We start from the raw sequence: 11,985 nt of genomic DNA on the forward strand, positions 1-11,985 counted from the left end.
GACCCGAAAACTGTGCCGTCTTGACATGCGGTCCAGGCCCGGCAAGGCGCTGTTTGCGCCCGGCCGGAGCGGTCCGAAGTGAAGTCACAATTCCATCTCAGCCTAGTCAACGGCCAAGCCGATCACTAGCTGGGGCAGGTCCCACGGGGTGCCGGGCAAGTCATGAAGACACCATTCACCGCATAAAAAATGCCGTTCGCGGTGGCGTATGTGACGGGGCGCACAGAGGCGGCACGGTAAGCATTAGGCTTGGTTGCGGAACAGCTCTTTGCGGTATGTCCGTCCCCGGCTGCAGCCCAACGCCGTGCGAACGGTGGGCCATGCGGTGGCGGCGTCCCGCGCGGCAAAGATCGATGAATGATGAGGTTCACATGTCCCAGGACACCCCCAGCTCCACGGCCACCGTTCCTTCCGCTTCCGCCCAGCCGGCAGGCCAGCAGGGCCACCAGGGCGATGCCTTTGAAAACCTGCTGAATGAGACCCGGGCCTTCCCGCCAGCCCCGGAATTCGCGGCGAACGCCGTTGTCACCGCGTCGGAGTATGAGGAAGCGGATGCCGACCGCCCCGCGTTTTGGGCAAAGCAGGCACGGGAACTGCTCACGTGGAGCAAGGACTTCACGCAGGCCCTGGACTGGTCTGATCCGCCGTTCGCCAAGTGGTTCGTGGGCGGTGAACTCAACGCCGCCTACAACGCCCTGGACCGGCATGTGGAGGACGGCAAGGGCGACAGGGTGGCCATCTACTTCGAGGGCGAGCCCGGAGATACCCGCTCCTACACGTACGCGCAGCTGACCGAAGAGGTGAAGAAGGCGGCCAACGCCTTCGAGTCCCTCGGCGTGGTCAAGGGCGACCGGGTGGCCGTGTACCTGCCGATGATTCCAGAGGCCGTGATTACGCTCCTGGCCTGCGCCCGGATCGGGGCAGTGCATTCGGTGGTGTTCGGGGGCTTCTCCGCGGACGCGCTGCGCTCCCGGATTGAGGATGCCGAAGCCAAGCTGGTGGTCACCGCGGACGGGACATACCGGCGCGGCAAGCCCAGCGCCCTCAAGAGCGCAGTGGATGAGGCGCTCGCGAAGGATGGCCACAGCGTGCAGAACGTGGTGGTGGTCAAGCGCAACGGCCAGGACGTGGACTGGAAGGAGGGCCGGGACCACTGGTGGGCGGACACGGTGGACACGGCCAGCCCGGAGCACACTGCCGTGGGCCACGATTCGGAGCACCCGCTGTACATCCTCTACACCTCCGGTACCACCGGCAAGCCCAAGGGCATCCTGCACACCACCGGCGGGTACCTCACCCAGACCGCCTACACCCACAAGGCAGTCTTTGATCTGCATCCGGAAACGGACGTGTACTGGTGCACGGCCGACGTCGGCTGGGTCACCGGCCATTCCTACGTCGCCTACGCGCCGCTCATCAATGGAGCCACGCAGGTCATGTACGAAGGCACCCCGGACTCCCCGCACCAGGGCCGCTGGTGGGAGATCGTGGAAAAGTACAAGGTCTCCATCCTCTACACCGCCCCCACCGCCATCCGCACTTTCATGAAGTGGGGTGCGGAGATCCCGGCGAAGTACGACCTCTCCTCCCTGCGCGTGCTGGGTTCGGTGGGCGAGCCCATCAACCCTGAGGCCTGGATGTGGTACCGCAAGGTGATCGGCGGTGACAAGACGCCCATCGTGGACACCTGGTGGCAGACCGAAACGGGCGCCCAGATGATCGCCCCGTTGCCTGGCGTGACCGCCACCAAGCCCGGCTCGGCGCAGGTTCCGCTGCCCGGCATCGCCGTGGACGTTGTGGACGAAATGGGCGAATCAGTCCCGAACGGCCACGGCGGCTTCCTGGTGATCCGTGAACCGTGGCCGGCCATGCTGCGGGGTATCTGGGGCGACCCGCAGCGGTTCAAGGACACCTACTGGTCCCGCTTCGAGAACATGTACTTCGCCGGAGACGGTGCCAAGAAGGACGAGGACGGGGACATCTGGCTGCTGGGCCGGGTGGACGATGTCATGAACGTCTCCGGACACCGGCTCTCCACCACGGAGATCGAATCCGCCCTGGTGAGCCACCCCGCCGTGGCCGAGGCCGCCGTCGTGGGTGCCACGGACGAGACCACCGGGCAGGCCGTCGTCGCGTTCGTCATCCTCCGCGGTGACGCCGTGAACAACGGTGACGCCACGGTACAGGAACTGCGCAACCATGTGGGCAAGGAGATCGGGCCCATCGCCAAGCCCAAGAACATCCTGGTGGTGCCCGAACTGCCCAAGACCCGGTCCGGCAAGATCATGCGCCGCCTCCTCAAAGACGTTGCCGAAGGCCGCGACCCGGGCGACGCCACCACGCTCTCCGATCCCACGATCATGCAGCAGATCGCGCAGTCGCTCCGGAAGTAGGTGGGCTCAGGAGTGGCAGTCATCCTCCGCGTGCTGGCTCGTTCCTCGCCTCTGACGCACGCTTCCGGATAACTGCCACTCCTTCGTTGTGGTGCAGGCCTAGACTGGACCCAGCCCTGTCCCCCGCCCGAAGGATTCCGCCCAGATGCTGCCCGCTGCACGTCACCAGGCCATTGTTGACGCCGTCCAGCGGGAGCGGGTGGTCCGGGTCTCGGACCTCGCCCACCAGCTGGGCGTCTCGTTGATGACGGTGCGGCGGGATATCGAGCTGCTCGAAGAGGGCGGCAAGCTGGAACGCATCCACGGCGGCGCCAAGCTGCCGGGGGACGCCAGCACGCACGAGCCAGGTTTCGAGCTGAAGTCCACCCAGCTGACCGCGGAGAAACGGGCCATCGCCGTGGAGGCGGCCGCCCTGGTTCACGAGGGCATGGCGGTTGGCCTCAGCGCAGGAACAACCACGTGGGCGCTGGCCAGGGAACTGGCCGGCGGGCCGCGGATCACCGTGGTGACCAACTCGGTCAGGATTGCTGACCTTTTCCACCACGCCGCCTCGTCCGGGTCGGCCCGCTACGCCTCAACGGTGATTCTCGTGGGCGGCGAGCGCACGCCGTCGGACGCCCTGGTAGGCCCCATCGCAACGGGGGCCCTTAAGCAGCTGCATCTGGATGTCCTCTTCCTGGGCGTCCATGGAATGGACGCCGACGCCGGGTTCACTACGCCCAACCTGCTCGAAGCCGAAACCGACCGGGCCTTTGTGGCGGCAGCCCGCAAGACGGTGGTGCTGGCCGACCACACCAAGTGGGGAATGCTGGGCATCAGCTCCATCGCCGCCCTGGATGACGTGGATGAGGTCATCAGTGACGCCGGACTCAGCGCGGAAGCACGGCGGGTGCTGGGCGAACGGGTAGGCCGGCTGCGCCTGCCCGCCGTGCAGCCACCCGGCTAGGGGCAGCCGCAGGACTGGCGTACGTGCAGTTTGGTGGGGAAAATCCGGTGCCGCGGGTCCTCTCCCCGGCTGGCTCCAACGAGAGCCGCCACGGCAGCCTCCGCCATGGCCGCCACTGGCTGCTCAACCGTGGTCAGCGCGGGCCAGGAGTATTCAGAGTCTGCTGAGCCGTCAAACGACGCGATGGCGATGTCTCCCGGAACAGACAGTCCCGCTTCATGGATGGCCCGCAGGAGTCCGATCCCCTGCATATCGGACGTGGCGAAGATGGCCGTTGGCCGGTTCACGGATGCCAGCAGGCGCTGCCCGGCAACATAACCTCCGGGCCGGGTGAAGGCACTGTAGGAAATGGGCCCCTCGGGCAGGCCTGCCGCCTGGAGCGCCTGCCGCCAGCCCACCTCACGGCCGTCGGTGTCACCGGAGACGTTGGTTCCCATGGCCAGGCCTATGTTGGTGTGGCCATGGGAGATCAGGTGTTCCACCGCGATCTTTGCTCCGGCCGCGAGGTCCACACCGATGCTGTTGAATCCCGGGGCGTCCCGTTCCTGGTTGAGCAGCACCGAGGGGATGTCCGCCGTTTCCAACGCTTCAAGATCGGGCTCGAAAAGGACACTGGCCAGCAGGACGCCGTCCACTTGCCGGGCCGCGAGGTTGCCGATGTTGCGCCGCTCCTTGGCCAGGTTCCCGTCCGAGTTGCTCAACACCAGCGCATACCCCAGGTCTGCGGCGGCATCCTCCACCGCGTGGGAGAACAGTGAGAAAAACGGGTTTGTGATGTCCGGGACAATGAGCCCCAGGGTCTCGCTCGAGCCGAGCTTGAGCGCACGCGCCGCGGCGTTGGGGCGGTAGCCAAGGACGCGGATGGCGTCCTGGACCTTGGCTTCAGTTGCCGGCGCCACTTTCTTCGGACCGCCGTTGACCACGTAACTGACGACGGCGGTGCTGACGCCCGCGTAGCGCGCCACGTCCTTGCGCGTCACCGGGCCGCCGCGGGAGGCCTGCGCAGCCGGGGAGGTCATGCTGTCCATGCTAGCCACTCATGCCCGGCGCATCCCCGAAGTCACGGATGGGAAGCCGCGCGCCGTTTTGCAGGGCGGACTGGTGGGCCACGATGCCGGGGAGGGTGAAACGGGCAGCTACCCACGCATTCACGGGCGGCAGGGTGCCGTTGTTGACCGCGGTGACAAAGTCGTCCACGAGGAAGTGGTGGCTTCCTTCGTGCCCGTTTGGTGCGCCACGGAACTCCTCGGGCAGTCGTTCGGCATCGTGAACCGGGGACAGTCCCGACACGAAGGCATCCCGCAGCTCTGGGGCCACGTTGGCCAGTGAGGGATCGTCCAGGGACATGCTGGGCCGGGTTTCCATCTGCTCGGAGATGTCGTGGACGTTCTGCTTGTCCTGCCACACGGTGACCTTGGCGAGCTGTTCAAAGCTTGCCTCGGTGCCAAAGAACCGGAAGCGGGATTCACGGATGTGCGAGGGATAGCCGACGCGGCGCATTTCATTGGTGCGCATCACACCGCCATCGTTCAGTTCGAAGAGGGCGGTGGCGTTGGAGAAGTCATTGCCGAACATGCTGACGTCCTTGTCGAATACGCCGTCGTCCCGGTGGTCCTTGACGCCGACGCAGCTGACGCTGACGGCGTGTGCCGGGATGGCACCCAGCACACCGCCGATTGCATGGGTGGGGTACAGCATGGGCGGGTAGCTTGCCGTCTCCTTCCACCGCTCGCCGCCGCTGTACTGGTAGGCGTCGTAAAAGCCGAGGTCCATGTCGTGGACGTAGTCCCCTTCGGAGTAGAAGATCCTGCCGAACCTGCCGGCCGCCTGCTGTTCACGGGCGTACACGGTGGCTGGGTTGTAATAGCTGGTCTCCCCCATCATGTAGACCTTCCGGGTATCCCGGACGGCTTCGATGATGCGGGCGATTTCCTCTTCGGAAACCGCCATGGGCACGGCTGAGTAAACGTGCTTGCCGGCGCGCAGCGCACGCTCCACCAGGGGTCCATGCGTCCACCGCTGGGTGAAGATCGCCACTGCGTCGATGTCTGACGCCAACAGCGCGTCAAAGTCGGCAACGACGCCCGCGAGTTCCAGTCTGCGGACCACGGACTCTGCGCGTTCCGGAAGCTGGTCCACCACGTGGACGCTGCTGACTCCCGGATGCAGGTTGAACAGGTGTGCGAACTGGCTGCCGAACTGGCCTGCGCCCACGATGCCAATGGAGAACGTCATTGTTTGCCTTCCGTCTGGGTTTCTCCGAGTGTTGCACCGGTTTCTACTCGAGTCAATATCCAGTGAATGGCGAAAAGCCGCCACTTTAAAACATCCCAACAACCCATTGCCCTTGACAATCTACTCGTGTAGATTACTTCTCAGCTTGTTACTTCCATCACACTTAGGAAAGGGTCGACGATGACCACCCTTACCAGGAACGCCAGCCCGGCAGAGCACACGATGCGCCGGCCGCTGAAGCGCAGGGGACAAAGCGATGTGAAGATCGCGCTGTTCTTCGTCGCCCCGGCAATGATCGGATTTATCGTTTTTTACCTGGTGCCCACGCTGCGGGGCATTTACCTCAGCTTCACGGAGTACAGCATCCTGGGCGATCCAACGTGGATTGGCACCGCCAATTACGAGGCCATCGCCAAGGACCCCCTGTTCTGGAACGCCCTCGCGGTCACCGGGCAGTACGTCCTGATCAACATCCTCCTGCAGACCACGCTGGCACTGGGGCTGGCCCTGCTGATGCACCGGGTTGCCAAATCAACCCTGATCCGCGGCGCACTCCTGCTGCCGTACCTGGTGGCGAACGTAATCGCCGCCCTTCTCTGGTTCTGGCTCCTGGACTACCAGATCGGCATCGTCAACTACTTCATCGACGCCATCGGCCTGCCCAAGGTGGCATTCTTCGGCAGCGAAGAGTGGGCCATCCCCACCCAGGCCCTCATTAACACTTGGCGGCACATGGGCTACACGGCCCTGCTGCTCTTCGCAGGCCTGCAGGCTATCCCCAACCATGTCTATGAAGTGGCCAACCTGGACGGTGCCTCGCCCTGGCAAACATTCCGCAAGATCACCATGCCGCTGCTCCGCCCGGTGCTGGCGCTGGTCCTGATCGTCACCGTTATCGGCTCCTTCCAGGTATTCGACACCGTGGCCGTGACCACGCTGGGCGGGCCCGTCAACGCCAGCCGGGTGCTGCAGTTCTATATCTACCAAAAGGCGTTCACGGAATCGGATTTCGGCTACGGCTCCGCCCTGGCAGTCATCCTCTTCGTCATCCTCGCCCTGGTGGCCTTCATCCAGATGAAGTTCCTCAAGGGCAACGAATCAGACCTGGACTAAGGACACTTCCATGACCACCGCACAAGTCTCCGCACCCGCCCGGCCTGCCACCCGCCGTCGGACGTTCAACTGGCGCCGCGCGGCCGCCTGGATCCTGGTCGCCCTCGCGGTGGCCGTCTCGGTCCTCCCGTTCTACTGGATCCTCCGGACGGCACTGTCCACCAGCGGGGCTTTGGCCGGCAACGCCACCAACCTCCTGCCGGCAGAGTTCAGCCTGGGCGCATTCCGGCGCGTCTTCGGGCTGCAGTCCCCGGAGGAAGCCATCGCAGACGGCGGATCCGGCGCGCAGATCGACTTCTGGATCTACCTGCGCAACTCGGTCCTCTTTGCTTCCATCACCACCACCGGGGCGGTGTTCTTCAGCGCCATGGCCGCCTACGCCTTTGCCCGGTTGCGCTGGCGCGGACGGAACCTGGTCTTCAGCCTGTTCCTGGCCACCATGATGGTGCCGCCGATCTTCACGGCGCTGCCCAACTTCCTCCTCATCAAAAACCTGGGCCTGCTCAACACCATGGCGGGGCTGGTACTTCCCTACATCTTCATGACCCCGTTCGCCATTTTCTTCCTCCGGCAGTTCTTCCTGAACATGTCCCGCGAGGTGGAGGAAGCAGCAATGCTCGACGGCGCCAGGCACCTTCGGATCTTTTTCCAGATCATCCTGCCAAACGCCGCAGCCCCCATCGCCACGCTTGCCCTGCTCACCTTCATCGGGCAGTGGAACGAATACTTCTGGCCGCTCCTGGTGGGCCAGGAGGAATCCGTCCGGGTCCTGACGGTAGGCCTCGGCGTCTTCAAATCCCAGTCGCCGCAGGGCGCCCCGGACTGGTCCGGACTCATGGCCGCCACCCTTGTCTCGGCGCTTCCCGTCCTGATCCTGTTCGCCGTCTTCGGCAAGAAAATCGTCAACTCCATCGGCTTCTCCGGTATCAAGTAACAGATTCTCCCGCGCAACTTCCCTTATCCCTGTCCCGGCGCGCGCCATGGCGGCCTGCCCCGGAAACACCCTGAAAGGACCCGTACTGACAATGAACAAGAAAGCTTTCGGCTCCCTCGCATTAGCCGCAGCAGCAGTCCTGGCACTCTCCGCCTGCGGAAGCGGCAGCTCCGCCGAGGCCGGTAAGGGCGAAATCAACTACTGGCTCTGGGACGCCAACCAGCTCCCCGCCTACAAGCAGTGCGCCGACGACTTCCACAAGGCCAACCCGGACATCACCGTCAAGGTCACCCAGCGCGGCTGGGACGATTACTGGGGCACCCTGACCAACGGCTTCGTGGCCGGGACCGCCCCGGACGTCTTCACCGACCACCTGGGCAAGTACCCCGAATTCATCAAGAACAAGCAGCTGCTCGCACTGGATGACGCCGTCAAGAAGGACAACATCGACACAGGCGTTTACAACTCAGGGCTGGCGGACCTCTGGGTGGGCCAGGACGGCAAGCGCTACGGACTTCCCAAGGACTGGGACACCATCGCACTGTTCTACAACACCGAACTTGCCGGTGACGCCGGAGTCACCCCGGAACAAATGGCCAGCCTGACATGGAATCCCCAGGACGGCGGCTCATACGAAAAGACCATCGCCCACCTGACCGTGGACAAAAACGGCAAGCGCGGTGACGAGCCCGGCTTCGATAAGAACAACGTTGCCGTCTACGGGCTCGGCCTCAACGGGTCCGGTTCCGGCCAGGGCCAGACCGAATGGAGCTACCTGACAGGCACCACCGGCTGGACACACACGGACAAGAACCCTTGGGGCAAGCACTTCAACTATGACGACCCCAAGTTCCAGGAAAGCATCGACTGGTTCGCCGGCCTGGTGGAGAAGGGGTATATGCCCAAGCTCGAAACCACGGTAGGTGCCAGCATGGCCGATACCTTCGCCGCCGGAAAGTCCGTCATCAACGCCAACGGTTCCTGGATGATCGGCCAGTACACCGGCTACAAGGACGTCAAGGTCGGCATCGCCCCCACCCCCACGGGTGTCAACGGCACGCGCGCCAGCATGTACAACGGATTGGCGGACTCCGTCTATGCCGGAACCAAGAAGCCCGGGGCCGCCCTCAAGTGGGTCGAGTACCTTGGCTCCGCCGCCTGCCAGGACGTGGTCGCGTCCAAGGCCGTCGTCTTCCCTGCCATCAAGACCTCCGCTGACAAGGCCGTCGAAGCCTTCAAGGCCAAGGGCGTGGATGTGACCCCCTTCAGCCAGCAAGTCAAGGACGGCACCACTTTCCTCTACCCGATTGCTGATAACGCCGCGAAGGTTGACGGCATCATGAAGCCGGCCATGGACTCCGTGGTCTCCGGCAAGTCGAAGGCCAGTTCCCTCACGGCCGCGAACAGCCAGGTTAACGCCCTGTTCAAGTAGTCCCCGCACACGTGGCTGCGTATGTGGTCGCAGCCACCCGCCGGATGCCGCCGCCCCTCCTCGCGGCGGCGGCATCTGCACCCTTTCTTCCATGATCCGCATCTTCAACACCGCACCAGCACGAAAGAGACTTCCCTATGGATCCCTTGCACCTCCGTTCCGCCGGCACCAGCCTGGTGATCAGTTTCGACAGCGGGGAGGCCGAAGTCATCCACTGGGGCGCGGACCTGGGCCCGCACCTGCCGGACCTGGCCATCCTCACGGCTGCCGTGCCTCCCTCGTCGATTGACGCCCGTGTCCCTGCGGGCCTGCTCCCCCAGGCTTCGTCGGCCTGGCGCGGGCGCCCGGCCCTGCGTGGCCACCGGATCACGGACAACGGCGCTGGCCTCGACTTCTCCTCCCGCCTCCGCGTCACGTCCGTCCGCACCGAGGGGTCCGCCGCCACCATCGTGCAGGCCGACGCCGAGACGGGCCTGAGCGTCGCGACGTCCCTCGCGCTTCATGCGGGCGGCCTGCTGGAGCTGCGCCACACCGTCACCAATGACGGAACGACGCCTTTCCAGGTGGACGAGCTGGCAACCGTCCTTCCGGTGGCGTCCGACGCCGTCGAGCTCCTTGACCTGACCGGGCGCTGGTGCCGGGAACGGCACCCGCAGCGCCGCGCCATCGAGCAGGGCACGTGGGTCCGGACGGGCCGGCACGGGCGCACCGGGCACGATTCCTCCCTGCTGTTCGCCGCCGGTACCAAGGGCTTTGGCAACCGGCGCGGCAGGGTGTGGGCTACGCACCTTGCCTGGAGCGGCAACCATGAGCAGTTCGCGGACACCATCGGCGACGGCCGGACCATGATCGGCGGCTCGGAACTGTTGGGCCCCGCCGAAGTCATCCTCGAGCCGGGTGCCGCCTACACCACCCCCGCGCTGTTCGCCGCCTACTCGGACCGCGGCCTGGACGGCATCACCGAGGCTTTCTACAGCTGGTTCAGGTCCCGCCCGCACCACGTACTGCCTGCCGCGTCCACCGGCCTGCCCGCCGGCAAGCCGCGGCCGGTGGTGCTGAACGTCTGGGAAGCGGTGTACTTCAACCACAACCTGGACGTCCTGACCGAACTGGCAGAGTCCGCCGGAGACCTGGGCGTGGAGCGCTTCGTGCTCGACGACGGCTGGTTCCGGGGCCGCCGCGACGACCACGCAGGCCTGGGCGACTGGTACGTGGACGAAACCCTGTGGCCCAACGGGCTGACCCCGCTCATCGACGCTGTCACATCCCGCGGCATGGAGTTTGGCCTGTGGGTGGAACCGGAGATGGTGAGCCTTGACTCGGACATCGCCCGAGCCCATCCTGACTGGATAGTGGGTCCTTCCGCCGCAGCTCACAAGGACGGCGGCCGGCTGCCCTTGGAATGGCGCAGCCAGCATGTCATCGACCTGGTGAACCCGGAGGCCTGGCAGTACATCTACGACCGGATCGACGCGCTCCTGGCAGGCAACAACATCAGTTACCTGAAGTGGGACCAGAACCGGGACCTCGTGGAGCACGGCCACGCCGGCAGGCCCTCCGTCCACTCCCAGACCCTCGCCGCGTACCGGTTGTTCGATGAGCTCCGCAAGGCACACCCCGGAGTGGAGATTGAGAGCTGCTCCTCCGGCGGCGCGCGCGTGGACCTGGGCATTCTCGAGCGGACGGACCGGATCTGGGCATCGGACTGCAACGACGCCCTGGAACGGCAAACCATCCAGCGCTGGACCGGCGTTGTGGTCCCGCCCGAGCTTGTGGGCAGCCACATCGGCCCCACCACGTCGCACACCACAGCCCGCACCCACGACCTGTCGTTCCGGGCCATCACCGCCCTGTTCGGCCACTTCGGAATGGAATGGGACGTCCGGAGTGTCCACGGCAAGGAGCGGGAGGAGCTTCGGCGCATGGTGAGGCTGTACAAGGAACACCGGGACCTGATCCACAGCGGCCGCCGGGTCCACGCGGACGTCGCCGATGATGCCTTCCTGCTGCACGGCGTGGTAGCGGACGCGTCCGTTGCGGAAAGCACGACGGCGGCCCTGTTCGCCGTCGTGAGCACGCGCACGTCCGCTGCGGAGCAGCCCGGGCGCATGGGACTTCCAGGCCTGGAACCGGAGCGGAATTACCGGATCGAGGTGCTCGCCCCCACCCAGGACGACGCCGATTATCCGCACACCTTTATCCAGGCGCAGCCGCCGGGGTGGCTTGCCGAGGGAGCTGTTGCCAACGGCCGTTTCCTCGCGGAGGTGGGGCTGCCCATGCCCATCCTGAACCCCGAGCATGCCCTGCTGCTGAAGGCAACCGCCCTCTAAACCGCCTCTAAAGCCCCATCGATTGCTCCCTATTCGACGTTTTGGCCCCTCAAAACGGCGTTTACGGAGCAGTCGATGGGGTGGGCGGGCGTAAGAATGCGCGGCGGGCAGGGCCAACCGATAGATTTGCAGGCATGACTGAAGCCTCCTCCACTGTCGAAGCCGGCCGCGGCACCATCCTGGTCATCAATGGCCCCAACCTGAACCTGCTCGGTACGCGGGAGCCGGAGAAGTACGGCACTTCAACCCTTGCCGATGTGGAGCAGCTGGCCGCTTCCGCCGCGGAAAAACACGGCTTCGCTGTAGAGTGCGTCCAGTCCAACCACGAAGGCGTCCTGCTGGACACCATCCACGCCGCCCGGCAGAACGCCGTCGGCATTGTCCTCAACGCCGGCGCCTTCACGCACACGTCCGTGGCTCTTCGTGATGCCCTGGCCGCCGTGCAGCTGCCCGCCGTCGAGGTGCACATCACCAACGTGCACCAGCGCGAGGAATTCCGGCACCACTCCTACCTGTCGCCGGTCTGCGCCGCGGTGATTGTCGGCGCAGGCGTGTTCGGCTACAAACTGGCCATCGACTACCTGGCCGAGGTCCTGTAGCCC

The 11,985-nt window shown here is 65.2% G+C and carries 9 protein-coding genes; 7 read left to right on the plus strand and 2 right to left on the minus strand.

The features are described 5' to 3' along the window. The first annotated feature begins 371 nt into the window (after nucleotides 1-371). Both acs and Q9R31_RS04790 read left to right on the plus strand, forming a co-directional pair. The gene (gene acs / locus Q9R31_RS04785) at nucleotides 372-2,393 is read left to right on the plus strand and encodes an acetate--CoA ligase (RefSeq protein WP_311261645.1); all 2,022 of its coding nucleotides are present in this window, start codon (nucleotides 372-374) and stop codon (nucleotides 2,391-2,393) included. A gap of 145 nt (nucleotides 2,394-2,538) precedes the next feature. Next, nucleotides 2,539-3,339, plus strand: coding sequence for a DeoR/GlpR family DNA-binding transcription regulator (locus Q9R31_RS04790; protein WP_311261572.1), 801 nt, complete (start codon nucleotides 2,539-2,541; stop codon nucleotides 3,337-3,339). Here Q9R31_RS04790 and Q9R31_RS04795 read toward each other — a convergent pair. After that, nucleotides 3,336-4,358, minus strand: coding sequence for a LacI family DNA-binding transcriptional regulator (locus Q9R31_RS04795; RefSeq protein ID WP_311261573.1), 1,023 nt, complete (start codon nucleotides 4,356-4,358; stop codon nucleotides 3,336-3,338). The genes Q9R31_RS04790 and Q9R31_RS04795 overlap by 4 nt on opposite strands. A gap of 10 nt (nucleotides 4,359-4,368) precedes the next feature. Beyond that, nucleotides 4,369-5,574 carry a Gfo/Idh/MocA family oxidoreductase gene (locus tag Q9R31_RS04800; protein WP_311261574.1) on the minus strand — a complete coding sequence of 402 codons (1,206 nt, stop codon included), beginning with the start codon at nucleotides 5,572-5,574 and terminating at the stop codon, nucleotides 4,369-4,371. A gap of 180 nt (nucleotides 5,575-5,754) precedes the next feature. Here Q9R31_RS04800 and Q9R31_RS04805 point away from each other — a divergent pair, with 180 nt between their 5' ends. From Q9R31_RS04805 to aroQ, 5 genes are all read left to right on the plus strand, one after another. Continuing rightward, the gene (locus tag Q9R31_RS04805) at nucleotides 5,755-6,687 is read left to right on the plus strand and encodes a sugar ABC transporter permease (RefSeq protein ID WP_311261575.1); all 933 of its coding nucleotides are present in this window, start codon (nucleotides 5,755-5,757) and stop codon (nucleotides 6,685-6,687) included. A gap of 10 nt (nucleotides 6,688-6,697) precedes the next feature. Then, nucleotides 6,698-7,621: a carbohydrate ABC transporter permease gene (locus Q9R31_RS04810; protein WP_311261576.1), complete on the plus strand. Its 924-nt coding sequence runs from the start codon at nucleotides 6,698-6,700 to the stop codon at nucleotides 7,619-7,621. Between the two features lie 91 nt (nucleotides 7,622-7,712). Further along, entirely contained in the window at nucleotides 7,713-9,053 is a 1,341-nt protein-coding gene (locus Q9R31_RS04815; RefSeq protein WP_311261577.1) for a sugar ABC transporter substrate-binding protein, read from the plus strand. 137 nt (nucleotides 9,054-9,190) lie between these two features. Continuing rightward, entirely contained in the window at nucleotides 9,191-11,383 is a 2,193-nt protein-coding gene (locus Q9R31_RS04820; RefSeq protein WP_311261578.1) for an alpha-galactosidase, read from the plus strand. Nucleotides 11,384-11,517: 134 nt separating this feature from the next. Continuing rightward, a complete protein-coding gene (gene aroQ, locus Q9R31_RS04825) occupies nucleotides 11,518-11,982 on the plus strand; it encodes a type II 3-dehydroquinate dehydratase (RefSeq protein WP_311261579.1) in 465 nt (154 codons plus the stop codon). Nucleotides 11,983-11,985 lie beyond the last annotated feature (3 nt).

Source organism: Pseudarthrobacter sp. BRE9 (genome assembly GCF_031844305.1).
Classification (GTDB): domain Bacteria; phylum Actinomycetota; class Actinomycetes; order Actinomycetales; family Micrococcaceae; genus Arthrobacter.